We start from the raw sequence: 23,683 nt of genomic DNA, 5'->3' as shown, positions 1-23,683 counted from the left end.
GGCGGGTGCACTCAACCCACCGGGGCCTAATCGGCGGGGCTTGCGATGGCGCGGGCGGCGTCGAATGTGTCCTGTGCGGCGGCCAGATCGCCGTCCTGCAGCGGGATGGTGCGCGCGTCCACCAGCGGTGACAGGCACAGATCGACGCGCACCGGATGATGGTCTGATCCGACGGATGGCAGCACGGTCATATCCAGCATGCCAGGACCAGCTTGCCACAGCACCTGATCCAGTGGCCAGCGCATCAGGTCGCTGTCAGCCATGTAGCTGTTCATTGGGCCGCGTCCTGCACGCGGGTCCAGCAGGCCACCGATCCGCAGCGCGCGCTGCGCGGTATCTTCCCACGGGGCGAGGTTGAAATCGCCGGCGATCACGCTGACGGCGCTGGTTTCGCGCGCGCGCATCGCGGCGTGCAGGATGGTTGCATCGCGCATGGTAGAGGGCTGGCCGCCGTTGGTCTGGTGCGGCGGGCGCGGGTGCACGCCCAGCAGGTGGACCGGCATGGTCGGGTGCAAAATCTGTCCGTCGAACATGGGGGTATCGACGCCCATCGGGTAGGTCATGTTTGCCTGTGAAAACGGGTGGCGGCTGTAGATTTGCATCCCGTAGTAGGCGGACTCGGGCTGTTCACGCATGATATGGTCGAACTGATCATCCAGCGGTGCCAGCGCGTTGTCCCACCAAGGGGAGGTTTCCAGCACCACCAGCACATCGGGGTCCTGACTGCGCACCATATCCAGCACGCTTTCGTCGTTGCGATTGGACACCTGCACGTTGGTCACCAGCACGCGCAGGCGGTCATCGGCATCGCAACGCAAGACGCTGGCCACCATTTTCGAGGCCAAGGGCTGATAGGGCCATAGCTTTGCAACCTGCAGGCCGATGGCTGCGATTCCGGCGAGCGTCAGGATCGTGCCCCAGGATGGTTGGGCGCGGCGCAGTGTCACGAACAGGGCCAGGCTGATCAGCAGACCGGCGAGGAATTGCAGGCGCGGGAAATCCAGAAAGCGGATCCACCATGTATCGAATGTCAGCAACGGCAGAAACGTGGCTGCGCACAGCGCGAACAGGACCGTTCCCACCACGCGGATCAAAAATTTACGCATGCATCATCCGTAGGTGTCCAGCATCTCTTTCAAATCGTCGAGGGTGTTCGCCTCGGACGTGGGTTTGTCGTGCCGCCAGCGCAGCATCCGTGGGAATCGCAGCGCCACGCCGGATTTGTGACGCGGGCTGGCCTGAATGCCCTCGAACGCCAGTTCGAACACGTGCTCGGGTTTTACCTGCCGGACCGGCCCGAATTTTTGAAGCGTGTTTTTCCGCACCCAAGCGGTGATCTGCCGAAACTCTGCGTCGGTTAGGCCGGAATACGCCTTGGTGAACGGAACCAGATCATTTCCTTGCCAAACGGCAAAAGTGTAATCGGTGAACAGGTTGGCACGGCGCCCCGAACCGGCCTGCGCGTAGATCATCACGGCGTCGATGGTCAGGGGGTCGACCTTCCATTTCCACCAGTCGCCTTTCTTGCGGCCTGACAGATAGGGGCTGTCCAGACGTTTAAGCATGAAGCCTTCGGCGTTGCGGTCGCGGGAGGTTTCGCGCAGGGCGGTCAGCGTCTTCCAGTCGGCGAAATCGACGGCGGGGGACAGGCGCAGCGGCGCGCTGTCCGGCACGGCATCAACGATCTGGGCCAGCAGCGCGCGGCGGTCGGCAAAGGGCTGCGCCCGGATGTCGGTGCCTGCGTCCTCGAGCAGATCATAGGCCATCAGGATCACGGGGGCCTCGGTCAGCAGCTTTTTCGGGACAGTCTTGCGCCCGATGCGCGATTGCAGGGCGTTGAACGACAGGGGGGCCTCGTTACGAAAGGCCAGCACCTCGCCGTCGATGACGGTGCCGTCGGGCAGATAATCCTTGAGCTGGGCGAGTTCGGGAAAACGGTCGGTCATCAGATCCTCGCCGCGCGACCACAGGTGATGGTCGCCCGCGCGGACGATGAATTGCCCCCGGATGCCGTCCCATTTCCATTCCGCGTTCCAGTCGGATGCGGGACCGAGGTCGTCTAGATCCTCGAGCCCGTAGGCGAGGTAGAACGGATAGGGGCGTGAGAGATCGGCGGTGGGGTCATGCGCCTCGATCAGGTTGTGCCATGTGGTGGTTTGCGGCGTCCAGTTGCCCATCAGCTTGTGCGTGAGTTCCGCCTCGTCCTGGCCCGTGGCCTGTGCCAGGGCGCGGGTCATCAGTTTCTGGCTGACCCCGATGCGGAAACCACCCGTCAGCAGTTTGGTGAACAAGAACCGCTGGGTTGTGGGCAGGCTGTCCCAGGCGGCAAGGATACCAGCCTTGCGGGCGTCATCGTCCAAGCTGGACAGGCGGGCGAGTTCGTTGATCCAATGGGTCAGGCTATGGTCGGCGGTGCTGGACGGATCGGGCAGGATCAGGGCGATGGTTTCGGCCAGATCACCGACGATGGAATAGGATTCCTCGAACAGCCAAAGCGGCAGGTTTGCGCGTTCGGCGGCCCATTCGCGCAGGCGTGCGGCTGTGATCAGGCGTTTGGGACGGCGGCCCGAAAACAAGGCGATGGTCCAGAGTTTGTCGTCATCCGGGGCCGTGCGGAAATAATCGGCAAGGGCTGCGACCTTGACCGTGGTCTTGGTCGTCTCGTCCACGCGGGTAAAGAGGGCGGCAAAGTCCTTCATGCGTCCTCGACCACCGGTTCGTCGCCACCATCTAGGCTTTCGCCCTCATATTCGGTGCTGACGACATGGGCGTCATAGCCCTGTTCGGACAGGTATTTCTGGAACGCGGAGGTGTAGCCATGGGTGGTGAAGATGCGTGTGGCACCGGTTTCCTTGATCGCGGCATTCAGGCCGGCCCAATCGGCATGGTCGGAGACGATAAAGCCGCGGTCGCCGGCGCGTCTGCGGCGCACCCCGCGCAACGCCATCCAGCCCGAGGCAAAGGCGCTGGAGGACGGGCCGAAACGACGGCCCCATGTGCCGCCCATGGCGCTGGGCGTGGCGATGACCAGGGCACCGGGGTGGTCGGCGATTTTCAGATCGGGTGTCACGCGGATCGTATCGGGCAGGTTGATCCCCTGGGCACGCAGCACGGCGTTGGTGTTTTCGACCGCACCGTGGGTCAGGATCGGCCCGATCTGCGCGTCCACCGTTGTCAGCAGGCGCTGCGCCTTGCCCAAGGCATAGGCCCCAAGGATCGATGTGCGTCCGGCGGCGGCATTGGCGGCCCACCAGTCGTTCATCTGGCGGGCCAGCACATCCTCGGCTGTCCATTTGAACACGGGCAGGCCAAAGGTGCATTCCGTGATGAAGGCGTCGCATTGGACGGGTTCAAACGGTTCGGACAGCCCGTCGGCCACGGTTTTATAATCCCCCGAGGCGACCCAGACCTGACCGCCGACCGCCACCCGGATCTGCGCAGAGCCGGGCACATGGCCTGCGGGATGGAAAGACACGGTCGCACTGCCGATCTGGCGCGTTTCGCCGTAGCGGATGGTATTGAGCGTGATGTCGCCCAGACGGTGGCGGATGACGGGTGCCGCCGCCTCGGTCGCGAGGTAAGAGCGCATGCCCCAGCGCGAATGATCCGCGTGGCCATGCGTGATCAGCGCCCGGTCCACGGGTCGCCACGGATCGATGTAGAAATCACCCGCCGGGCAATAGATACCCCGGTCGGTAAAGGTCAGTACGTCAGCCATGGCGATCAGTTAGGGCCGCATGTCCGGGTGACGAGATGGCAGCCGGATTTTATCCTGACAGGCGGACACGCGGGCCTGTGAGGGCGGGTGCCTCCGGCGGGAGTATTTGGGGCAAGATGATGCGGCGCGGGCGGCATTGCCGCAGAGCCTGCGTCAGGTGTTGGCGTCGAACATCGTGCAGGCGGTGTCGAACACGCGCGCGCGGGTGTCCGCGTCCTCCATCATGACCTCGTGCTTGCCGGCCTCGATGATGTCCAGCGTGCCGCCGGGCCATTTGGCCATGCGCGCGCGGATACGGTGCGCATCGACGATGGTTTCGGCGGTCCCGAGGAAGGTCACGCAGGGGGTGCGTGGCGAGGTCAGCCGCGCAAGGTTGCGGCATTCGGTCAGCGCCTCGTTCAGCCAGCGCAAGGAAGGACCGCCTAGCGACAGGTCGGGTTCAGCGCTGATCTGGTTGAGCATGTAGTCGAACATCTCGCGGTCGGACGTCAGTTCGTTCGCCTCGAAGGCCATGCGTTCGATATAATTCTCGACCTTTTGGCCCGGCGCCATGGCAGTGTCGAAATTCATCTTGCGCGACAGCGATGACAGCCCCCAGGCGAACGGGCGCAGCGTGGGTTTCATCTGGATGCCCCACATCGGCGCGCTGAACATCGCGGCGCGCACCGGCAGACCCTCGATCAGGGCGCGCAGGCCGATCGCACCGCCCATGGAATGCGCGATCAGATAGAACGGTTTGGGCAGGCCGAGGTCGCGCGCATGGGTCAGCATGGCGGCCACGTCCTTTTGATAGTCGGAAAACAGGTCGACGTGACCTGTGGCGCGATGGGGGGTCAGCCGGTCTGCCAACCCCTGACCGCGCCAGTCCACCACCAATGTGGCATAACCGCGGTCACGCAGGTCGCGCGCGGCGCGACCGTATTTTTCGATGTATTCCGTGCGGCCCGGAAACAGCAGCACGGTGCCGCGATCCGCGTCGCTCACCCAGTGGCCCACGCGGATCTGTTTGTTGTCGGTGGTTTTCAGCCAATGCGCCGCCCCGGCGTCCGGGCCGTCGGCAAGATCGGAATGGAGCGGCGCGTATCTCATCGGATCAGGAAATCACCCCGGCCAGCGCCATGGCCTTGCCCATGTCGCCGTCGATGGTCAGCTTGCCGGTCATGAAGGCCGCCGTGGGGTTCTCGTCGCCGGTCATGATGCCCTCGAAGGTGTCGCGGCTGGCAGTCAGCGTCACGTCGGCCTCTGCGTCGTCGGCGCAGGCAGTGACATCGGTGCCTGCGATCATCAGGGCACCTTCGCCCTCGATCACGAACTTGGCGGTGCCGTCAAAGGATTCGCCATCCATCTTGGCGTTCAACTGGGTGACGGCGGCAGAGACGATATCGCTCATGGGAATGTGTCCTCGGTTTGGGGGCTGGATGCCTGCGCCCACTGGTATCGGGCTGGTTTTAAACTACAGTGACGGTATGTCGATACATCATCTCTTCTTCAACTCTGTCGTTGCGACACTCTTGTGGTGCGGTGTTGCCGCGGCCCAGACGGCCGAGCTTGATTCATTGTTCGACCGGCTGGCACAGGCCGACCCGTCCGAGGCGGAGGGCATTCGCGGACAGATCGAGACGCAATGGTCGCGCAGCGGGTCGCCTGCCATGGATCTGTTGCTGCGCCGGGGCGAGGATGCGCTGGCGGATGGCAACCCTGCGCTGGCCGTCGATCACCTGAGTGCGTTGATCGACCATGCCCCCGATTTTGCCCAGGGTTACAGCCTGCGGGCCTCGGCGTTCTATGCGCAGGAACAGATCGGACTGGCGCTGGATGATCTGCGGACCGCGCTGGAACTGAACCCGCGGCATTTCAACGCAATGCGCGGGCTGGCGGTGATCTTGCAACAATTGGACCGTCCGCAAGAGGCGCTTGAGGTCTATCAGCGAATCCGTGACATTGCCCAGCATATCGACGGGGTCGACATGGCAATTGACCGTCTGTCAGTCGAACTGGATGGCACGTCGCTGTGACGCGCCGCCCCTGCGGGGACGATCATGCAACCCTCACGTATCACGGCCGTTTTGGGGCCGACGAACACCGGCAAGACGCATCTCGCGATTGACCGGATGCTGGGGCACCGGACGGGTGTGATCGGTCTGCCGCTGCGTCTGCTGGCGCGCGAGGTCTATGACAGATTGGTGCGCGCGCGCGGGCCGGGGGTCGTGGCGTTGGTCACGGGCGAGGAACGCATCGTGCCGCCGCGGGCGGCCTATTGGGTCTGCACGGTCGAGGCGATGCCCACGGGCATGGGCTGCGATTTTCTGGCCGTCGATGAAATCCAGCTTTGTGCCGATCCCGAACGGGGCCACATCTTTACCGACCGTCTGCTGCATGCGCGCGGGCTGAAGGAAACCCTGTTCATGGGGGCGGAAACGATCCGGGGTGCGATCAACGCGCTGGTGCCCGGCGTCGAATTCGTTCACCGAGAGCGGTTCAGCACGCTGACCCACACAGGTTCGAAAAAGCTAAGCCGGATGCCTGCACGGTCGGCCATCGTCGGGTTTTCGGTTGAAAATGTCTATGCGATTGCCGAACTGCTGCGCCGCCAGAAGGGTGGCGCTGCCGTCGTCATGGGGGCGCTGTCGCCCCGCACCCGCAACGCGCAGGTCGAGATGTATCAAAACGGTGATGTCGATTACCTGGTGGCGACCGATGCCATCGGGATGGGGCTGAACCTGGACGTCAAACACGTGGCCTTTTCGGCGACGTCGAAATTCGATGGCACGCGGATGCGGGAATTGCGGCCAGAGGAGCTGGCGCAGATTGCCGGGCGTGCCGGGCGTCATACGGCCAGCGGCACATTCGGGGTGACGGGCGAGGCGTCAGAATTGGATGACGGCACGATCGAGCAGATCACGACGCATCGGTTCCAGCCTGTCAAAAAGCTGATGTGGCGCAACAGTGACCTGCAATTCGGGTCGGTCAAGCGGCTGCTGCAAACGCTGGAAAAACATACCCAGGACGATTGGCTGACCCGCGTCCGCGAAAGCGACGACCTGGCGGCGTTGCGTGCGCTGAGCGAGGACAGCCTGATCACAGCGCGCGCGCATGACGGCCCGTCCGTGCGGTTGTTGTGGGATGTGTGCCGGATTCCCGATTTTCGCGGGATCAGTCGCGGTGAACATGCCAGCCTGCTGACGCGGATTTTCACCGACCTGCATCAAAGCGGGCATGTGGACGAGAACTGGTTCGCGCTACAGGTTGCGCGGATCGACCGGGATGACGGAGATATCGACACGCTGTCCAAACGGCTGGCGTATATCCGCACATGGACCTATGTGGCGCAACGCAAGGGCTGGCTGCGGGATGAAAACCATTGGCGCGATGCAACCCGCGCTGTAGAAGACCGACTGTCGGATGCGCTGCATGGCGCGCTGACGCAAAGATTTGTGGACCGGCGCACCAGTGTCTTGCTGCGCCGGCTCAAACAAAAGGAGAGCCTTGTGGCTGACGTGAACGACCAGGGCGAAGTGACGGTAGAGGGCGAATTCATCGGCAAGCTGGAAGGCTTTCGGTTTCGCATGGACAAGGCAGGGTCGCCCGACGAGGCGAAAACCCTGCGGCAGGCCAGTGTGGCCGCCCTTGCGCCGCAGTTTCATCTGCGTGCCGACCGGTTTTACAACGCACCCGACACCGAGATCGATTTCACCGAACAGGGTGGTTTGATGTGGGGCGATCAGGCCGTGGGCAAGCTGTCCAAGGGATCGGATCCGCTGAAACCGTCAGTCACCGTGTTCGTCGATGACGAGGCCGGTCCGGACGTGGCCGCCAAGGTGCAGCGCCGGTTGCAGCATTTCATCGACCGCAAGGTGGCCGCGGCAATGGAACCGCTGCTGACGCTGGCGAATGACGCGGCGCTGACTGGTGCGGCCAAGGGCTTTGCCTACCGTCTGGTCGAACATTTCGGGATCATCACCCGTGGTGAGGTCGCCGACGAGGTCAAGGCGCTGGATCAGGACGCGCGCGGCGCGTTGCGCAAGCATGGCATCCGGTTCGGGCAATTTACCATTTTCATGCCGCTGCTGCTGAAACCCGCGCCGACGCGTCTGCGTCTGGTCCTGTGGGCGCTGCACAACGATCTGTCGGAATTCCCCGAAAGCCCGCCACCGGGTCTGGTGACCGTGCCTGCGGCTGCGGGTGTGCCGCAGGGCTATTACACGATGGCGGGTTACCGCGCTGCGGGCGAACGTGCGATCCGCATCGACATGCTGGAACGGCTGGCCGACATGCTGCGCGACCGCGATTCGCGCGGCGGTTTCGAGGCGACGGCGGATATGTTGTCGATCACCGGCATGACGCTGGTGCAGTTTGCCAACTTGATGACGGGTCTGGGTTACAAGGCGGAACCGGGCGAACGTCCCAAGGTCAAGGCACCAAAGGCTGAAGACCCTGCAAAGGATGCGACCTCCGATGCGATCGAGGGCGAGACTGCCGCGACTGATGCCGCGCCACAGGGCGATGCGATCGGTGATGCCGCGACCGGAATCGTCGAGACCGCGGAACCCGCAGAACCCGCAGCGCCGGAAATGGAAACGTTCTACACCTTTACCTGGGGTGGGCGTGCGGCACGTCAGCAGGGTAAGCCGGCAGGCGACAGGCCGCGCGGCGACAAACCGGCCGGCAAGGGCCGGGGCAAGCCGAAAGGCAAGGGCAAGCCGCCAACCGACAAGCCGCAGAGTTTTGCCGCAAAACCCAAGCGTCCCGAAAAGAAGATCGACCCGGACAATCCCTTTGCTGCAGCGCTTTCGGGGTTCAAGCCTGAGTGAGCGCGCCCGGCGATACGATCCGGCTTGATAAATGGCTATGGCATGCGCGGTTTTTCAAATCGCGCAGCCTGGCCGCCGGGGTCGTGTCGGGGGGCAAGGTGCGGGTCGACGGCACGCCCGTGTCGAAACCAGCCCGCAATGTGGGCCCCGGAAACGTGCTGACCTTCGTGCAGGATGATGCGGTCCGGGTCGTGAAAATCCTGGGTTGCGGTATCAGGCGCGGTCCGGCACCGGAGGCGCAGGCGCTGTATGACGACATGTCGCCCGAACGTGTTGCCCGTCCGCCCGCCCCGAAATACGAAGGCAAGGGACGCCCGACCGGCAAGGACCGCCGCGACATGACGACCAAGGGGCCATTCCCGCTTGAATGACCAAACCGACTGTCCTAGTGAGTTTTCAACCAAATTCTGAGTGATACCGCATGACCTATATCGTCAATGACAACTGCATTGCCTGCAAATACACCGATTGCGTCGAGGTGTGCCCTGTCGATTGTTTCTACGAGGGCGAGAACATGCTGGTGATCCATCCCGATGAATGCATCGACTGCGGTGTCTGCGAACCCGAATGCCCCGCCGACGCCATCCGCCCCGATACCGAGCCGGACATGGAAAAGTGGGTCGAGTTCAACCGCAAGTATTCCGAGCTGTGGCCGGTCATCATCACCAAGAAGGACCCGCTGCCGGGTGCCGAGGAGATGGACGGCAAGGACGGCAAGATGGAACTGTTTTCCGAGGCTGCCGGCGAAGGCGGATGATTCGCGACTGATTCGCATTGCGACCCCATGTTTTCATGGGAATAATCGTCCAAAAGGCCCCGCTTTCGCTGGGGCCTTTTTTATGGTATGATCACTACAATGCTACTGTTTTGATCCGACATTTTATCCGCATGGCCCCGCCGGAATTTCCGACGGGGATGTTTGCGTCGGGTCATGGAAAGGACTGCCATGAGCAAGAAGAAGAAAGATTTCCAGCCTAACGATTTCGTCGTCTACCCGGCGCATGGCGTCGGCAAGATCGTGAACGTCGAGACGCAGGAAGTTGCGGGATTCGAGTTGGAACTGTTCGTCATCGCCTTTGAAAAGGACAAGATGACGCTGCGTGTCCCAACCCACAAGGCGACGGAAGTGGGCATGCGTCCGCTGTCCACGCCAGAGGTTGTCAGCAACGCGATGAAGACCCTGCGCGGCAAGGCCAAGGTCAAGAAGGCGATGTGGTCACGGCGCGCCCAGGAGTACGAGCAAAAAATCAACTCGGGCGACCTGATCGCTATTGCCGAAGTGGTGCGTGATCTGCATCGTGCGGATGATCAGCGCGAGCAAAGCTATTCCGAACGACAGCTCTATGAGGCTGCACTGGAGCGACTGACGCGCGAGATCGCGGTTGTCGCCGGCAACGACGAAAAGGCTGCCGCAGAAGAGATCGGATCGGTTCTGGTGGGGCGCGCGGCGTAACAGCCCGTCACACCGGGGGAGGGGGAAGGCCGCGTTTGGGAGGACGCGGCCTTTTCCATGTCTGGCGCGATTTTCTGCGAAAATCGCCGGGCGCTTGAGCGGGCATTACATTGTCGCTGGGCGTCGTGCCGGTTGCAGGGGCAGGTGCCTCCGGCGGGAGTATTTCCGGCAAGATGATGCGCGGGCAGGTGCCTGAATTAAAGGCGGCGGTTCAGAGCGCGCGCCAGCCAATGTCGCGACGGCAAAACCCCTGCGGCCAGTCGACGGCATCGACCATGGCGTAGGCGCGGTCGCGGGCCTGTTGCAATGTGTCGCCGCGTGCCGTGAGGGCCAGAACGCGTCCACCGGTGGCAATCGTCTGCCCGTCACGTCGGGCCGTCCCTGCATGAAAGGCCATGTGAAAGCTGTCCTCTGGCAGGGAGTCGAGGGCTGCGATCACGCTGCCCTTTTCATAGTCGCCGGGATAGCCGTTTGCCGCCATGACGACGCTGAGGGCATGATCGTCGGCCCAATGGACCTGCTGCGTGTCTAGGCGGCCTTCGGCACAGGCCTGGAGCAGGTCGAGGACCTGGCCACCCAGGCGCATCATCAGCCCCTGGCATTCCGGGTCGCCGAAGCGGACATTGAATTCGACGAGGCTGGGTTGGCCTGCGTCGATCATCAGACCGACAAAGAGCACCCCGTTGAACGGCGTGCCGCGCTGGGCCATTTCCCGCATGGTCGGGCGCACGATTTCGTCCAGTGCCTTTTGCGTGACGGCCTCGGTCATCACGGGGGCAGGAGAATAGGCCCCCATGCCGCCGGTATTGGGTCCGGTGTCACCGTCAAAGGCGCGTTTGTGGTCCTGTGCGGTGCCGATCGGCAGCACTGTCGTCCCGTCCACGAGAACAAAGAATGAGGCCTCTTCGCCGGTCAGGAAATCCTCGACCACCACCTCGGCGCCTGCGTCACCGAACTGGCCGCCCATCATGTCGTCGATGGCGGCAAGTGCCTGTTCCGTTGTCTCGGCGACGACAACACCTTTGCCTGCGGCAAGGCCATCTGCCTTGATGACGATCGGTGCCGGGCGGGTGCGGACGTAGTCCTTGGCGTCGTCGGCGTGTGTGAAATGCGCATAGGCTGCGGTGGGTGCGTTGCAGGCATCGCAGATCGCTTTTGTAAAGGATTTGGACGATTCCAGGCGGGCTGCAGCGGCGGATGGTCCGAAAACTGTAAATCCGGCGGCGCGCAGATCGTCCGCCACACCGGCTGCCAGTGGTGCCTCTGGCCCGATCACGATGAAGTCGATGGATTGTTCGGCGGCAAATGTCGCAACGGCTGGACCATCGAGAATGTCGATTGCCGCGCATTCGGCAAGCTGCGCTACGCCTGCGTTGCCGGGTGCCACGATCAGGCGGTCGCATTTCGGATTCTGTTTGATGGCCCATGCGAGGCTGTGTTCACGCCCACCACTGCCCAGGATCAGAATGTTCATTGCGCGCCCCCGCTTGGCCTTTGATGCTCCGCGTTTTAGGGTGTGGGTCACATGATCACAAGGCAGCAACGATGGATCTGTTCGAAGACGACGGCCCCGGTGGCAATACCCCCGAATTCACGGTGTCCGATATTTCGGGCGCCGTCAAAAAGACGATCGAGGGTGAATTCGGGCACGTGCGCGTGCGCGGAGAGGTCGGGCGTGTGTCCCGACCACGGTCCGGGCATGTCTACTTGGACCTCAAGGATGATCGGTCGGTGCTGTCGGGTATCATCTGGAAAGGACGGGCCAATGCGCTGGTCCAGCAGCCCGAAGAGGGGATGGAGGTCATCGCCACGGGCAAGCTGACGACATTTCCCGGCCAGTCGAAATACCAGATCATCATCGAGGACATGACGCCTGCGGGTGCCGGCGCACTGATGGCGATGCTGGAAAAGCGCAAGGCAGCGTTGCAGGCCGAGGGGCTGTTCGATTCCGCGCGCAAGCAGGCCTTGCCGTTTCTGCCAGAGATTATCGGTGTCGTGACCTCGCCCAGTGGTGCGGTGATCCGCGACATCCTGCACCGCCTGCGGGATCGGTTCCCGCGCAAGGTGCTGGTCTGGCCCGTCGCCGTGCAGGGTGCGAAATGCGCCCCCGAGGTCGCGCAGGCGATCAGGGGGTTCAATGCGCTGACGCCGGGCGGTGCCTTGCCCCGGCCTGATCTGATCATCGTGGCCCGCGGTGGCGGGTCAATCGAGGATCTGTGGGGGTTCAACGAGGAAATCGTCGCGCGCGCTGCGGCCGACAGTGCCATTCCGCTGATCAGCGCCGTGGGGCACGAGACCGACACCACCTTGATCGACTATGTATCGGACAGACGTGCGCCCACGCCGACGGCGGCGGCGGAAATCGCGGTGCCCGTGCGCATGGAGCTGAAGGCCGGACTGGACCAGATGGGCGCGCGGATCAGCCGAGCCGTCAGCACCGGATTAGTGCAGCGCGATCAGCGTCTGCGCGATCTGGGGCGTGGATTGCCACAACCCGAAGCGCTGTTGCAGGGGCCGCGACAACGGCTGGATTATCTGGGCGAGCGATTGCCCGGTGCGCTGCGGGCTGCGGCGAACAAGAAGCGGGTGCAACTGGCCGATGCGGCCCTGCGGCCTGCCCTGCTGGCGCGCGGCGTGGCGGAACAGCGGCGCAGGCTAGATGCGCTGGCCGCCCGATTGGCCGCACCGGACATGGGGCGGGCACAGGATCGTCTGGTGCATGTCCTGGGGCGTTTGTCGGACCGGGCAGGACGCGATCTGGAACGGCGACGCTCCCGCCTGGATGCGCTGGACCGCGTGCGCGAGTCGGTGGGTTACAAGGAGACCCTGCGCCGGGGCTATGCCGTGGTCCGAGGAGACGGTGCGGTGGTGACCAGCACGCAGGCGGCCGCCAAGGCCCGTGAGATTGAGATCGAATTCGCGGACGGACGGATGGTGGTCGGTGACGATCTGCAAGGCACGCTTGTCTAGGACAGCAGATCCGGGCCGGGACAGGACAGCGTGGTTTCCTGCGCCTCGACCAGCACGGTGCCGAATTGCGCAGAGACCGCGCGCAGGCCTGTTTCAGTCAGTGTGACATCCCAGCATTTCGGGATCGGGTCACCGTCGTAGACGAAACAGATGGCACCGCCAGATGCGAACCATCTGCCGTCAACGCAGGTGCCGGGGGCCGCTGACCAGCGCACGCGCTGGTCCGGCAGATATTCCTCGATGCCGAATACCGTGCCGTCGGGGGCTGCAAAGGACAGGGTTCGGCCGGTGGCATATGCGTCGAATTCGGGGCCTGTCATGGGATCGGCCAGCGCGGGTGCCGTCAGCATGCACAAGATGGCTGCGGCGGTTCTCATGCGGTCAAGCGGGCGACACGGCGGTCCATCACGCGGCGCCATAGCGGCGGAAACAGCGCAAGGCTTGCCATTGCGGGCAGGCTGCGGGGCAATCTGGGCGCATCCGCATGAAGCTGAAGTTCCGGGAACGGACGGGCAGGATGGGCGTGGTGGTCCGCGTGGCGGGGTGCGTTCAGCATCAGCGCGCTGGAAAACCACTGCGGTGCGTCCCAGCTGTGCTGGGGGCCGACCGGTTCTGGCTTGCCGTTGATGATGCGTCTGGTCAGGCCGTAGTGCTGGACGTAGTCCGACAGCATCAGCTGGCCCTGCGCATAGACAACGATGACGAGATAGGTCAGCAGGCCCAGCGGTCCGCCCAGCAGGGCTGCGGCGACACAGAACCCCAGACCGCCTGCGACGTAGGTCACATAAGGGTTGTGCCACAGACCGCGGCCCACGCGGTCAAGTCGCGCCTTTTCCGCGCGATACCCTTTGCGAAAGGCATCCAACCAGGCGCGTGGCACATAGGACCAATAGCCTTCGCCAAGGCGTGCGGTGGCGGGGTCATCCGGGGTCGCCACCAGTCGGTGATGGATCAGCACATGGGCAGATGTATGGTGGCCGTAGAGCTGCGAGATATAGATCCAGCGGCCCAGCATGTTCAGGGGGCGGGCTCCCTTGTGGATCAATTCGTGCGCATTCGAATTGCTGACCTGCCCAAGATAGAGTCCGGTCGCGATGATCAGGCCGATGGACTGCCATAGCCCGATCTGACCAGTGCCGATGGACCAGACGGCCAGTCCCAAAAGGACGAAATGCGCAAGGGCAAGCACAATGCTGAGCGGGTCGGCTGACGGAAATTCGCGGTCCTGCGCTGCAGCAGGCACGATGCGGACCAGTTGGTCCATCAGGTAGGTGAACACGCTGATGTAAAACAGGGCCAGCCAGACCCAGACCCCGCCCCAAAACGCCCCGGCCAACAGCAGTGGCAGCGGAATCAGTGTCGCAAATGAGAAGAGCGCAAGTGCAGGCATCAGTTTGTCCGGGTTTCCTGGGTCAAGACGTAACATGGGGCGCGGGGCGCTGTCGCGGCCCAGATTGCCGCATGACACGACGTCGCTGCGCGGGATGCCGATGATCCGTCGCTTTTGCATGTTGCAACAGGTCGGGTGCAGGTTAGGTTCCCGAGGAAACGCGCACGGGAGAGACAGCATGGCACTTGATCAGGACAAGGGTGTCTGGAAATCCGGCAAGGGCAAGGGGCGGCGCACGCCCAAGGGTCGGCAGCTGGACGATCTGGCCTGGGATCAGATCCGCGATCTGCTGGGCGACCGGCCCCGCCAGCGCGACATGTTGATCGAATATCTGCACCTTGTTCAGGATGCCTACGGTTGTCTGTCTGCTGCCCATCTGCGCGCGCTGGCCGAGGAAATGCGACTGTCCCAGACCGAAGTTTACGAAGTCGCAACCTTCTACGCGCATTTTGACGTGGTAAAGGAGGGTGAGACACCGCCGCCCGCGCTGACGATCCGCATCTGCGAGTCGCTGTCGTGCGAACTGGCGGGGGCGCAGGCGCTGAAACAGGCGCTGATCGACGATCTGCCGGCGGACCGTGTGCGCGTGGTGCGTGCGCCTTGCATGGGGCGCTGCGACACTGCACCCGCGCTGCATCTGGGGCATCATGCGATCGACAACGCGACCGTGGCCAAGGTGCGCGCGGCGATCGATGCAGGTCATACTCACGCCGAAATACCCGCATATGAGGGGCTGGAGGCGTATCAGGACGCAGGCGGCTATGACACGTTGCGGACCCTGCGGTCGGACGGCGACTGGGAGGCGGTTCAGGCGCAGGTCGCAGAATCGGGTTTGCGCGGACTTGGTGGTGCCGGCTTTCCGTCCGGCAAGAAATGGGGTTTTGTGCGGGCTGAGGCCGGACCGCGCTACATGGCCGTCAACGGGGACGAAGGTGAACCCGGCACCTTCAAGGACCGCTGGTATCTGGAACGCACGCCGCATCTGTTCCTCGAGGGGATGTTGATCGCGGCCTGGGCGGTCGCGGCGGATCGCATCTATCTGTACATGCGTGACGAATACCCCACCGCCATCGCGATCCTGCGGGATGAATTGGCGCGTCTGGAACAGGCGGGGATCATCGCGCCGGGCTATGTCGATCTGCGGCGCGGGGCGGGCAGTTACATCTGTGGCGAGGAATCTGCCATGATCGAGAGCATCGAAGGCAAGCGTGGCATTCCGCGTCACAGGCCGCCTTATGTCGCGCAGCGTGGCATATTTGATCGCCCGACGCTGGTCCATAATGTCGAAACGCTGATCTGGGTCGCGCGCGTCTGCCGTGAAGGGCCGCAGGTCTTGTCGGCGGTGGAAAAGAACGGTCGCCGCGGGTTGCGGAACTATTCGGTGTCGGGCCGTGTCAGGGTGCCGGGTGTCTACCTGCTGCCTGCCGGATCTACGATCACCGATGTCATCGCCGCGGCAGGGGGCATGTGCGCAGGTCACCGGTTCATGGCGTATCAACCGGGCGGACCGTCATCGGGACTGCTGCCCGCACGGATCGATGACGTGCCGCTGGATTTCGACACCCTGGCACCCTACGGCACGTTTATCGGATCGGCTGCGGTCGTGGTCCTGTCCGATCAGGACAGCGCGCGCGCGGCGGCGCTGAACATGCTGGCGTTTTTTGCCGACGAATCCTGCGGGCAATGCACACCTTGCCGGGTCGGATGCGAAAAGGCGGTCAAATTGATGCAGGCCGATCGCTGGGATCAGGATCTGCTTGAGGATCTGAGCCAGGTCATGGTCGATGCCTCGATCTGCGGGCTGGGTCAGGCGGCCCCGAATGCCATTCGGTCCACGATCAAGTTCTTTCCGGACGAGGTCTAGTTGCTGTAGACGGCACAGCTGCAACCGCTAGCACGCGCCGTCTGGCAAACCCCGTTTGCGTCAGATGACGATTGTGCGGCGACCCGTGCCATGTAGTAGCCCTGACGCCCCGAGACGCGATTGCGCACGAAAACAAGGTCCAATGCGCGGCCGCCCCTGTCGAACCCGCAATCGCCGGCGCGGCGGCTGTAGGCGCGTGTTGCCTCTGCTTTCGTCCGGCCAAAAGCCAGTTGCGCGCCCCATGGCGCAAACCGGGGTTCCGGTGGCGGATAGCGGGTCATGATGCGGTCGCGGGCCAATACGACGCAGGCCTGCTGGAACGGCATGTCGCCCTGTAGCCTGAAATCAGGGTCGGCTGGCGGTGCGTCACGCCAGGTTTCGGCGGCGTGACCGGTGATGATCTGCACATAGTCCACGGTTTCTGGCATCAGTCCTGCGGTTTGCGCGATCAACCCCTCGGCGCGGCGTTCGCCACCGTTGTACCCGACGGCAGCCAGGCCGACATTGCCGTAGGTCTGGGTCATCTCGCCCAGATAGCGTGCGGCATGTTCGAGTGCCAGCGCCGGGTTCAGGCTGTCACGCAGACCGCGCAGCTGTGCCGTACTGTCGATGAACTGCGCGATGCCACGGGCGTTGGCCGGCGAGAGTGCGTTGGGGTCAAAGCGGCTTTCTTGCCAGATCAGGCGCGCGAAGAACCCCGGTGGCAGTGCATTTTCATCGGCGAAATGCGCGATGGCCTGACAGGTGTCGTGGGCAAAATGCGCCGGTCGGATGCATTGGACGTTCCCCCATTTGCCGCTGCTGCACATCGTGCCCGGTTCTGACTGGGCGGCCGCAGGCCCCGCGAGGGCGATCAGAAACAGGACAATACGCAACATGCCACAGGTTAGAGCCAGTGCAGGTGGCCCGGTCAAGCGTCGCTCTCTTTTCTTTGACTGCGCGAGGGACTAGCTAGGGTGCAACTGATCAAGGCGGACCCGATGGCATTTTTCAAGAAACTCAAGGACAAGATGTTCCGGTCGTCGTCAAAACTGGACGAGGGACTGGATGCCATCGTGTCAGAGGGAGGTGCTGCAGAGCCGGATACACTGGTGCCTGCGCCTGAACCGCATGTGCGCCCGGACCCGCAAACGCCACCCGCGCCGGTCATGGATGACCCCGCGCCCCAGCCTCCTGCCTCTGCCAGCCAGCCCGGTATCCTTGGCGGGCTGTTCAAGGGTAAGGATGCGGCCCCGGTGGTACGTCGCACCCTGGATGACGACATGGTCGAACAGCTGGAAGAGCTGCTGATTGCCGCCGATATGGGGGTTGATACGGCACTGCGCGTCACCGCCAACATGGCCGAGGGACGCTTGGGCCGGAAACTGTCCGTGTCGGAAATCAAACAGCTGCTGGCGGACGAGGTGACGCGGATCATGGACCCCGTCGCACGTCCGATGCCGCTGTATGCGCATCGCCCGCAGGTGGTGCTGGTGGTTGGCGTGAACGGGTCGGGCAAGACCACAACGATCGGCAAGCTGGCGAGCCAGTTCAAGGCGGCGGGCAAATCGGTCGTGATCGCGGCGGGCGACACGTTTCGTGCCGCGGCGGTCGAGCAGCTTCAGGTATGGGGCGACCGGGCCGGCGTGCCGGTACTGACCGCGCCAGAGGGGTCAGACCCCGCGTCACTGGCCTTTGACGCGATGACCAAGGCGCAGGCGGACGGCGCTGATCTGTTGATGATCGACACGGCGGGGCGGTTGCAGAACCGGGCCGACCTGATGGAAGAACTGTCCAAGATCGTGCGCGTGATCCGCAAGAAAGACCCCGATGCGCCGCATAACACCCTGCTGGTGCTGGATGCGACCACCGGTCAGAATGCGCTGCAACAGGTGAAGGTGTTTCAGGAACTGGCCGATGTGTCGGGCCTCGTGATGACGAAACTGGACGGCACGGCCAAGGGCGGCGTGCTGGTGGCGCTGGCGGACAAGTTCGGCCTGCCCATCCATGCCATCGGCGTGGGCGAACAGATCGACGACCTGGCACCGTTCGATCCAGAGGATTTTGCCGCAGCATTGGTCGGGCTGGACCGACCGTGATGCAGGCCGCAAGGAAGGCAAGTCAATGAGTGAACGCAAGATCAATCCGGTGCTGAAACAGGTGCTGGAACTGGGACCGACACTGGCGTTTTTCATCATCTACCAGCGGTTGGATGAACGCACCTTTGACATAGGCGGCACCGCCTACTCGGGGTTCATCGTGGCGACCCTGCTGTTTGTGCCGATCATGTTGGTCGCAATGGCGATCCTGTGGGCGCTGACCGGCAAACTGAGCCGGATGCAGGTATTCACCGCTGTCATGGTGATCTTTTTCGGCGGGTTGACGGGCTATTTCAACGACGAGCGGTTTTTCAAGATGAAGACCACCATCGTCTATACGTTCCTCGCGGCCATCCTTGGGTTCGGGCTGTTGCGGGGGCGGTCCTATCTGGAATGGGTAATGGGCGAACTGATCCCGATGCGGACTGCAGGCTGGATGCTGCTGACCCGGCGGATCACAGCGTTTTTCATCTTTCTCGCGGTGTTCAACGAAATCCTGTGGCGCACGCAGTCGACCGATGTCTGGGTCAAGGTCGAAACCTTTGGTTTTCCGGCCCTTATGATGGTGTTCATGGTCTGGCAGATCATGGGGCTGGAACCCTACATGATCCAGCAGGACAAGGATGCCGAGGAAACCGACGCCTAGCGCATTTCGTGCAGATGTGACGAGACATGCCGCCAACCTGTAATGCGCGAGGGTGATTGTCTGACGGTATCGACGATGGCCGTTGCCATGGTCTGCGTGAAACGTATGCCGCAGATGTCGCCCCGGACCCACCTGATCTGGGCGCTAATCCGCTGATGCAGCACCTCCAGCATGATCTGGTCGCCACGCTGGACGTTGATCAGGCCACGCAGGCGTGCGCCTGCCTGATTGATGTCCGTGATCTGGGCACTGGACCTGCCGTGGGCCGTACCTGCGATGGTGGGAAAATCTGTCGGATAACGGTGGTGGCGGTAAATCTGGGTCATGGCGGTCCCTCTACGGTTATAGAGAGACGCTAGGTCGAAATGATGAAGGCGGCGTTAGCCCCGCAGTTCCGCGTGCAGGGCTCTGCCGCGCTGGACGGCGGGACGCGCGCTGACCGTTTCCAGCCAGCGTGCAAGGTGGGGTTTGTCATCCAGCGTCTGTTGCTGACCTTGCCACAGGGACGCCCAGCCCCAGCAGGCGATATCCGCGATGCTGTACTGGTCCCCGGCCAGGAATTCCGTGCGCGACAACTGCCGGTCCATGACGCCATACAGGCGCCCGGTTTCCGCCCGGTACCGGTCCTGGGCATACGGAATGTCGTGGCCCGCACGCGGGGCGAATTTCAGGAAATGGTGCGCCTGACCTGCCATCGGGCCAAGGCCACCCATCTGCCACATCAGCCATTGGTCCACCGCGACCCGGTCGCGGGGTGTCTCGCCCGCCAGGCGTCCGACCTTGTCCGCAAGGTAGCGCAGGATCGCGCCCGACTCGAAGATCGAAATCGGCGCACCGTCCGGCCCGTCAGGGTCCACGATTGCGGGGATGCGGTTGTTGGGGCTGATTGCCAGAAACGCGGGCGCGTGCTGGTCGCCTGCACCGATGTCGACCAGATGCGTCACGTAGGGCAGGCCACATTCCTCGAGCATGATGGAGGCCTTCCACCCGTTCGGGGTTGGCCAGAAGTAAAGGTCGATGGGGTCCGGCATGGTCCAGCCTGTCTGCAATCGGCGGCGTGCCTGCCGCGCGACCGACTATTTGCGAAAACGCGGCCCGAGGCAACGCTGCCGCCTGCTTGACCCACGGGGCGGTCGGGCGTATGCGATGCGCGTGGTGATTTGATGCCGGATTGCGGACCACGTTAAACATTCCGCTAAAAGGGTGAGGGGTTTGCCCCGATACCTGTGGTGTCGGGGTTTTTCTTTGCCTTGAAAGGGCCTGATATGTCGAACTGGAACAAGCGGACCAAGGCGGTCCATGCAGGCACACGCCGCAGCCAATACGGCGAAGTATCCGAGGCGATTTTCCTGACGCAGGGGTTTGTCTATCCCACGGCCGAGGACGCGCAGGCCCGGTTCGAGGCCGCTGGCGATGATGAATTCATCTATGCTCGCTACGGCAACCCCACCACAGCGATGTTCGAGGACCGGATCGCCGCGATCGAAGGGGCCGAGGACGCATTTGCCTGTGCATCCGGCATGGCGGCCGTATCGGGCGCGCTGATGGCCACGCTCAAGGCGGGCGATCACGTTGTGTCGTCGCGCGCGTTGTTCGGGTCCTGCCTCTATGTGCTGGAAATTGTTTTGCCGCGTTTCGGTGTCGAGGTGACATTCGTGGACGGTGCTGACCTGGATCAGTGGCGTGCCGCCGTGCGCGACGATACCACGATCGTGTTTTTCGAGAGCCTGTCAAACCCCGCGCTGGAGGCCGTCGATATCGCCGCCGTGTCACAGATCGCCCGTGACAAGGGGGCGATGGTGATGGTCGACAACGTCTTTGCCACGCCGGTCTATTCGCGTGCATTCGAACTGGGCGCGGATGTCGTGATCTATTCGGCAACGAAACACATCGACGGGCAGGGCCGGTCGCTGGGCGGTGTGATCCTGGGCCAGCGCGAATTCATCCGAGTTCCGATCGAAACCTACATGAAACACACCGGCGGTTCGATGTCGCCCTTTACCGCCTGGACACTGGTCAAGAGCCTCGAACACATGGACCTGCGCGTGCGCGCACAGACAGCCAGCGCCGAACACATCGCCCGCGGTCTGGAGGGGCATCCCGGCCTGACGCGCGTGATCTATCCGGGCCTTGCCAGCCATCCGCAGCATGACCTGTGCATGGAACAGATGGGCTGTGGCGGCACGTTGCTGGCCATAGATACCGGGTCACAAGAGGCCAGTTTCAAGCTGCTGAACGCCCTGAAAATCTGGCTGATCTCGAACAATCTGGGCGATGCCAAATCCATCGCCACGCCGCCTGCATCCACGACGCACCAGCGCCTGCCCGCCGACCAAAAGGCGCATCTGGGCATCACGCCGGGATTGATCCGGTTGTCTGTCGGTCTCGAGGACGCGGGCGATCTGCTGGACGATCTGACGCAGGCACTCGACATAGCCGGGTCATAAAAATGCATTAGCTTTGTTTTCATAATCTCAGGACGCCCCATATAGTGGCATCCGATGTCGTCCCAAGGAGGGCCCGATATGAACAAGCACATGCGTGAACCCATGACCCCAACCCGCGAACAGGCCGAGGACGCCTTGCGCCTGTTGCGCAGCTGGGCGGGTGATGCCGCACCAGAGGAAGTGGCGGACCTCGATCCGCTGCTGTCGCGCCTGGTCCCCGGTGCGGTCCAGTCGAATTATCCGGCACTCGCACGGGCCTACCCCGAGGATTTCGCGGTCGACGACAGCTATCGCGCGTCCATGCCCGATTTGCAGAATGGTCCGTCCAGCCTGATCCGGGGGGCCAAGGCGCAGATCCAGCACGTCGGCATCAGCAATTTCCGGCTGCCGATCCGGTTCCACACGCGCGACAATGGCGACCTGACGCTGGAAACCAGCGTGACCGGGACCGTGTCGCTGGAGGCTGAGAAAAAGGGCATCAACATGTCCCGCATCATGCGGACATTCTATGGCTATGCCGAAGAGACGTTCAGCTTTGACGTGATGATCAAGGCGCTGGATGCTTACATCACCGACTTGGAAAGCTTTGACGCGCGCATCCAGATGCGGTTCTCCTTTCCGATGAAGATCGAAAGCCTGCGGTCGGGGCTGTCGGGCTATCAGTATTACGACATCGCGCTGGAAGTCGTCGAACGCGATGGTGTGCGCCAAAAGATCGTGCATCTGGACTATGTCTATTCCAGCACCTGTCCCTGTTCGCTGGAGTTGTCAGAACACGCCCGCCAGTTCCGCGGGCAGCTGGCCACGCCGCATTCGCAGCGATCCGTCGCGCGTCTGTCTGCCGTGATCGCACCCGACACCCCGATCCTGTGGTTCGAGGATCTGGTGGAACTGGCACGCTCTGCCGTGCCGACCGAAACGCAGGTCATGGTGAAACGCGAGGACGAACAGGCCTTTGCCGAACTGAACGCTGCCAACCCGATTTTCGTCGAGGATGCGGCGCGTCTGTTCACACAGGCGCTGGAGGCCGATCAGCGTATCGGTGATTTCCGGGTGGTCGCGAGCCATCAGGAAAGCCTGCACAGCCACGACGCCGTGTCGGTCCTGACGCGCGGCCCGACGTTCGAATCCACGTCGCTGGACCCGCGCCTGTTCGCGTCGCTGTTCCACGTCGGTTGATACAGGTTCATCTACTTTGGGGGGCCGCACGGACATCCGTCCACGCGGCCCCTTTGCATTTGGCCGACAAGGCGGACTGACAATTCAGATTGTTGTTGACGGCCCAAGGGTGTTCGCCGTTGCAATCTGCCGGATCGACTGACCCGGTTCATCCTGCCGGTCACGCATAAACGGCCGAAATGCCGCAAGCTTGGCCCCAGACGAGTCGATCAGCGCGGGACACGGCATGGTTCAAAATGCGGACGAAGCGGCCGTCCGATCTTGGGGCCGCTTCGCCTTGTGGATAAAAAGAGGCTATTCGACCTGCTCACAGAAACGGATTCGGTTACCGAACGGATCATTCACCTGCAGCTGCAGCCCCCAAGGCAGATCCTCCAGACCGGGACGATTATAAGCATACTGTTTCTCTGCAAGCTCCCGATGAAACTCGCGAATGTTCTCGGTTGCCACGAACACATTCGCTCCGGGGCTTGCGTCCCCATGGTGCTCGGAAAGATGCAGGCTCAAACCGGCTCGTTCCAGACCCATGTAAAGCGGCATGCCGTCCGAGAAACGATGCTCAAACACGGCGTCAAAGCCCAGAAAGTCACAATAGAACTCCCTCGCCTTCTTTTCGTCGAATATGCGAAGGATAGGGCGCAGCGCACAAAATGCACCTTGTTGGGAGATGCGCGTTTCTGGTCGAGCCTTGCGCTTGCAGTATTCCAGTCTGCATGACCCAAGGTCTTGGCCACAACTTCCAGAGATTTGGAATGCGGGATCTCTATCCCCTCTGAAGAAAGGGCAGCACGAAGCTGCCGCGCCATGGATTTGGCTTCATCGGCGTTTGTCATCACACTCTCCTGCCAGTGAACGCACACGGTGCTCGCATTACCGATAGTCACTGGACGGGGGCTCGTGTGATACGTCCGCGATGCTTTCACCTTGCCTTCTCGGCGCGAGCGGCTGGCAGCATAAGCCGCCCTCAACGGATCAAACTTCAGCTGTTCAGTCAATGGAGATACTGGTTGCGGCGGTCGCTTTGGGCTCAAACCCGACCTTCGCCGCAGCGATCTATTCGGTCGGCTCAAGGGCGTGACTTGGCAGTCAACGTCACCTGACCGCCACCGACGGTGCCCGACAGAGCG

Annotated in this window: 23 protein-coding genes, 1 pseudogene and 1 riboswitch; of the genes and pseudogenes, 11 read left to right on the top strand and 13 right to left on the bottom strand. The window is 62.8% G+C overall.

Annotated features, from left to right (window positions below; all coding sequences use genetic code 11):
- Positions 1 to 26 precede the first annotated feature (26 nt).
- The 5 genes from BMX27_RS12640 to BMX27_RS12620 form a co-directional block, all read right to left on the bottom strand.
- Positions 27 to 1,106 (bottom strand): endonuclease/exonuclease/phosphatase family protein, encoded by a 1,080-nt coding sequence (locus BMX27_RS12640; RefSeq protein WP_090160171.1) that lies wholly within the window; start codon positions 1,104 to 1,106, stop codon positions 27 to 29.
- Between the two features lie 3 nt (positions 1,107 to 1,109).
- Complete coding sequence (locus BMX27_RS12635) at positions 1,110 to 2,699, bottom strand: ATP-dependent DNA ligase (RefSeq protein WP_090160170.1); 1,590 nt, start codon at positions 2,697 to 2,699, stop codon at positions 1,110 to 1,112.
- Positions 2,696 to 3,718 (bottom strand): ligase-associated DNA damage response exonuclease, encoded by a 1,023-nt coding sequence (locus tag BMX27_RS12630; protein WP_090160169.1) that lies wholly within the window; start codon positions 3,716 to 3,718, stop codon positions 2,696 to 2,698. Before BMX27_RS12630 ends, BMX27_RS12635 begins: the two co-directional genes overlap by 4 nt.
- A gap of 153 nt (positions 3,719 to 3,871) precedes the next feature.
- Positions 3,872 to 4,807 carry an alpha/beta fold hydrolase gene (locus tag BMX27_RS12625; RefSeq protein WP_090160168.1) on the bottom strand — a complete coding sequence of 312 codons (936 nt, stop codon included), beginning with the start codon at positions 4,805 to 4,807 and terminating at the stop codon, positions 3,872 to 3,874.
- A 4-nt stretch (positions 4,808 to 4,811) separates the two neighbouring features.
- Positions 4,812 to 5,108, bottom strand: coding sequence for an SCP2 sterol-binding domain-containing protein (locus BMX27_RS12620; protein ID WP_056034103.1), 297 nt, complete (start codon positions 5,106 to 5,108; stop codon positions 4,812 to 4,814).
- A 76-nt stretch (positions 5,109 to 5,184) separates the two neighbouring features.
- Between BMX27_RS12620 and BMX27_RS12615 the strand changes: the two genes are divergently transcribed.
- The 5 genes from BMX27_RS12615 (at position 5,185) to BMX27_RS12595 (ending at position 9,982) form a co-directional block, all read left to right on the top strand.
- A complete protein-coding gene (locus BMX27_RS12615) occupies positions 5,185 to 5,733 on the top strand; it encodes a tetratricopeptide repeat protein (RefSeq protein WP_256212514.1) in 549 nt (182 codons plus the stop codon).
- Between the two features lie 24 nt (positions 5,734 to 5,757).
- Positions 5,758 to 8,529 (top strand): helicase-related protein, encoded by a 2,772-nt coding sequence (locus BMX27_RS12610; protein WP_090160166.1) that lies wholly within the window; start codon positions 5,758 to 5,760, stop codon positions 8,527 to 8,529.
- Positions 8,526 to 8,900: an RNA-binding S4 domain-containing protein gene (locus BMX27_RS12605; RefSeq protein ID WP_090160165.1), complete on the top strand. Its 375-nt coding sequence runs from the start codon at positions 8,526 to 8,528 to the stop codon at positions 8,898 to 8,900. Before BMX27_RS12610 ends, BMX27_RS12605 begins: the two co-directional genes overlap by 4 nt.
- Positions 8,901 to 8,950: 50 nt before the next feature.
- Positions 8,951 to 9,286: a ferredoxin FdxA gene (gene fdxA, locus BMX27_RS12600; RefSeq protein WP_056034093.1), complete on the top strand. Its 336-nt coding sequence runs from the start codon at positions 8,951 to 8,953 to the stop codon at positions 9,284 to 9,286.
- A gap of 189 nt (positions 9,287 to 9,475) precedes the next feature.
- On the top strand, positions 9,476 to 9,982 hold the full coding sequence (locus BMX27_RS12595; RefSeq protein WP_056034090.1) for a CarD family transcriptional regulator: 507 nt from the start codon (positions 9,476 to 9,478) through the stop codon (positions 9,980 to 9,982).
- A gap of 211 nt (positions 9,983 to 10,193) precedes the next feature.
- Here the strand turns inward: BMX27_RS12595 and purD are convergent, their stop codons facing one another.
- Entirely contained in the window at positions 10,194 to 11,456 is a 1,263-nt protein-coding gene (purD, locus tag BMX27_RS12590; protein ID WP_090160164.1) for a phosphoribosylamine--glycine ligase, read from the bottom strand.
- A gap of 71 nt (positions 11,457 to 11,527) precedes the next feature.
- Between purD and xseA the strand changes: the two genes are divergently transcribed.
- Entirely contained in the window at positions 11,528 to 12,952 is a 1,425-nt protein-coding gene (xseA, locus tag BMX27_RS12585; RefSeq protein WP_090160163.1) for an exodeoxyribonuclease VII large subunit, read from the top strand.
- On the opposite strand, the gene BMX27_RS12580 is transcribed toward xseA, so the two are convergent.
- Both BMX27_RS12580 and BMX27_RS12575 read right to left on the bottom strand, forming a co-directional pair.
- Complete coding sequence (locus BMX27_RS12580) at positions 12,949 to 13,329, bottom strand: hypothetical protein (RefSeq protein WP_143056820.1); 381 nt, start codon at positions 13,327 to 13,329, stop codon at positions 12,949 to 12,951. The two genes, xseA and BMX27_RS12580, sit on opposite strands and share 4 nt — an antisense overlap.
- A complete protein-coding gene (locus tag BMX27_RS12575; protein ID WP_090160461.1) occupies positions 13,326 to 14,342 on the bottom strand; it encodes an alkane 1-monooxygenase in 1,017 nt (338 codons plus the stop codon). The genes BMX27_RS12580 and BMX27_RS12575 overlap by 4 nt, the downstream gene beginning before the upstream one ends.
- Positions 14,343 to 14,520: 178 nt before the next feature.
- Between BMX27_RS12575 and BMX27_RS12570 the strand changes: the two genes are divergently transcribed.
- Entirely contained in the window at positions 14,521 to 16,206 is a 1,686-nt protein-coding gene (locus BMX27_RS12570; protein WP_090160161.1) for an NAD(P)H-dependent oxidoreductase subunit E, read from the top strand.
- Here the strand turns inward: BMX27_RS12570 and BMX27_RS12565 are convergent.
- Positions 16,203 to 17,084: a lytic transglycosylase domain-containing protein gene (locus BMX27_RS12565; protein WP_090160160.1), complete on the bottom strand. Its 882-nt coding sequence runs from the start codon at positions 17,082 to 17,084 to the stop codon at positions 16,203 to 16,205. The genes BMX27_RS12570 and BMX27_RS12565 overlap by 4 nt on opposite strands.
- 102 nt (positions 17,085 to 17,186) lie before the next feature.
- Here BMX27_RS12565 and ftsY point away from each other — a divergent pair, with 102 nt between their 5' ends.
- Positions 17,187 to 18,284, top strand: coding sequence for a signal recognition particle-docking protein FtsY (gene ftsY, locus BMX27_RS12560; RefSeq protein ID WP_090160459.1), 1,098 nt, complete (start codon positions 17,187 to 17,189; stop codon positions 18,282 to 18,284).
- 25 nt (positions 18,285 to 18,309) lie between these two features.
- Positions 18,310 to 18,930: an inner membrane-spanning protein YciB gene (locus BMX27_RS12555; RefSeq protein WP_090160457.1), complete on the top strand. Its 621-nt coding sequence runs from the start codon at positions 18,310 to 18,312 to the stop codon at positions 18,928 to 18,930.
- On the opposite strand, the gene BMX27_RS12550 is transcribed toward BMX27_RS12555, so the two are convergent.
- Both BMX27_RS12550 and BMX27_RS12545 read right to left on the bottom strand, forming a co-directional pair.
- Positions 18,927 to 19,256, bottom strand: coding sequence for a PilZ domain-containing protein (locus BMX27_RS12550; protein ID WP_090160159.1), 330 nt, complete (start codon positions 19,254 to 19,256; stop codon positions 18,927 to 18,929). The two genes, BMX27_RS12555 and BMX27_RS12550, sit on opposite strands and share 4 nt — an antisense overlap.
- A gap of 54 nt (positions 19,257 to 19,310) precedes the next feature.
- Positions 19,311 to 19,961: a glutathione S-transferase N-terminal domain-containing protein gene (locus BMX27_RS12545; RefSeq protein ID WP_090160158.1), complete on the bottom strand. Its 651-nt coding sequence runs from the start codon at positions 19,959 to 19,961 to the stop codon at positions 19,311 to 19,313.
- Positions 19,962 to 20,072: 111 nt separating this feature from the next.
- Positions 20,073 to 20,150, top strand: a riboswitch (SAM riboswitch).
- 45 nt (positions 20,151 to 20,195) lie between these two features.
- Here BMX27_RS12545 and metZ point away from each other — a divergent pair.
- Both metZ and folE2 read left to right on the top strand, forming a co-directional pair.
- Entirely contained in the window at positions 20,196 to 21,377 is a 1,182-nt protein-coding gene (metZ, locus tag BMX27_RS12540; RefSeq protein WP_090160157.1) for an O-succinylhomoserine sulfhydrylase, read from the top strand.
- A gap of 54 nt (positions 21,378 to 21,431) precedes the next feature.
- Positions 21,432 to 22,556, top strand: a complete 1,125-nt coding sequence (gene folE2 / locus BMX27_RS12535; protein ID WP_090160156.1) for a GTP cyclohydrolase FolE2 — start codon at positions 21,432 to 21,434, stop codon at positions 22,554 to 22,556.
- 294 nt (positions 22,557 to 22,850) lie between these two features.
- Here folE2 and BMX27_RS17045 read toward each other — a convergent pair whose 3' ends face one another.
- Complete coding sequence (locus BMX27_RS17045; protein ID WP_371260144.1) at positions 22,851 to 23,180, bottom strand: glyoxalase superfamily protein; 330 nt, start codon at positions 23,178 to 23,180, stop codon at positions 22,851 to 22,853.
- Between the two features lie 98 nt (positions 23,181 to 23,278).
- Positions 23,279 to 23,362, bottom strand: a pseudogene (locus BMX27_RS17040) (glyoxalase superfamily protein); the annotation flags it as partial.
- Positions 23,363 to 23,683: the final 321 nt, after the last annotated feature.

The organism is Loktanella sp. DSM 29012 (assembly GCF_900110705.1).
Taxonomy (GTDB): domain Bacteria; phylum Pseudomonadota; class Alphaproteobacteria; order Rhodobacterales; family Rhodobacteraceae; genus Loktanella; species Loktanella gaetbuli.
The sequence above is the reverse complement of the archived record's forward strand: the minus strand, read 5'-3'. Positions and strand labels throughout refer to the sequence as shown.

What these genes read in the sequence shown, in the direction of transcription:
- BMX27_RS12615 (WP_256212514.1), top strand. Translation starts at nt 5,185, where the DNA reads ATGTCGATACATCATCTCTTCTTCAACTCTGTCGTTGCGACACTCTTG.
- ftsY (WP_090160459.1), top strand. Translation starts at nt 17,187, where the DNA reads ATGGCATTTTTCAAGAAACTCAAGGACAAGATGTTCCGGTCGTCGTCA.
- purD (WP_090160164.1), bottom strand. Translation starts at nt 11,456, where the DNA reads ATGAACATTCTGATCCTGGGCAGTGGTGGGCGTGAACACAGCCTCGCA.
- BMX27_RS12570 (WP_090160161.1), top strand. Translation starts at nt 14,521, where the DNA reads ATGGCACTTGATCAGGACAAGGGTGTCTGGAAATCCGGCAAGGGCAAG.
- folE2 (WP_090160156.1), top strand. Translation starts at nt 21,432, where the DNA reads ATGTCGTCCCAAGGAGGGCCCGATATGAACAAGCACATGCGTGAACCC.
- BMX27_RS12640 (WP_090160171.1), bottom strand. Translation starts at nt 1,106, where the DNA reads ATGCGTAAATTTTTGATCCGCGTGGTGGGAACGGTCCTGTTCGCGCTG.
- BMX27_RS12610 (WP_090160166.1), top strand. Translation starts at nt 5,758, where the DNA reads ATGCAACCCTCACGTATCACGGCCGTTTTGGGGCCGACGAACACCGGC.
- BMX27_RS12575 (WP_090160461.1), bottom strand. Translation starts at nt 14,342, where the DNA reads ATGCCTGCACTTGCGCTCTTCTCATTTGCGACACTGATTCCGCTGCCA.
- xseA (WP_090160163.1), top strand. Translation starts at nt 11,528, where the DNA reads ATGGATCTGTTCGAAGACGACGGCCCCGGTGGCAATACCCCCGAATTC.
- BMX27_RS12580 (WP_143056820.1), bottom strand. Translation starts at nt 13,329, where the DNA reads ATGAGAACCGCCGCAGCCATCTTGTGCATGCTGACGGCACCCGCGCTG.
- metZ (WP_090160157.1), top strand. Translation starts at nt 20,196, where the DNA reads ATGTCGAACTGGAACAAGCGGACCAAGGCGGTCCATGCAGGCACACGC.
- BMX27_RS12635 (WP_090160170.1), bottom strand. Translation starts at nt 2,699, where the DNA reads ATGAAGGACTTTGCCGCCCTCTTTACCCGCGTGGACGAGACGACCAAG.
- BMX27_RS12595 (WP_056034090.1), top strand. Translation starts at nt 9,476, where the DNA reads ATGAGCAAGAAGAAGAAAGATTTCCAGCCTAACGATTTCGTCGTCTAC.
- BMX27_RS12625 (WP_090160168.1), bottom strand. Translation starts at nt 4,807, where the DNA reads ATGAGATACGCGCCGCTCCATTCCGATCTTGCCGACGGCCCGGACGCC.
- BMX27_RS12630 (WP_090160169.1), bottom strand. Translation starts at nt 3,718, where the DNA reads ATGGCTGACGTACTGACCTTTACCGACCGGGGTATCTATTGCCCGGCG.
- BMX27_RS12545 (WP_090160158.1), bottom strand. Translation starts at nt 19,961, where the DNA reads ATGCCGGACCCCATCGACCTTTACTTCTGGCCAACCCCGAACGGGTGG.
- BMX27_RS12555 (WP_090160457.1), top strand. Translation starts at nt 18,310, where the DNA reads ATGAGTGAACGCAAGATCAATCCGGTGCTGAAACAGGTGCTGGAACTG.
- BMX27_RS12620 (WP_056034103.1), bottom strand. Translation starts at nt 5,108, where the DNA reads ATGAGCGATATCGTCTCTGCCGCCGTCACCCAGTTGAACGCCAAGATG.
- BMX27_RS12550 (WP_090160159.1), bottom strand. Translation starts at nt 19,256, where the DNA reads ATGACCCAGATTTACCGCCACCACCGTTATCCGACAGATTTTCCCACC.
- fdxA (WP_056034093.1), top strand. Translation starts at nt 8,951, where the DNA reads ATGACCTATATCGTCAATGACAACTGCATTGCCTGCAAATACACCGAT.
- BMX27_RS12565 (WP_090160160.1), bottom strand. Translation starts at nt 17,084, where the DNA reads ATGTTGCGTATTGTCCTGTTTCTGATCGCCCTCGCGGGGCCTGCGGCC.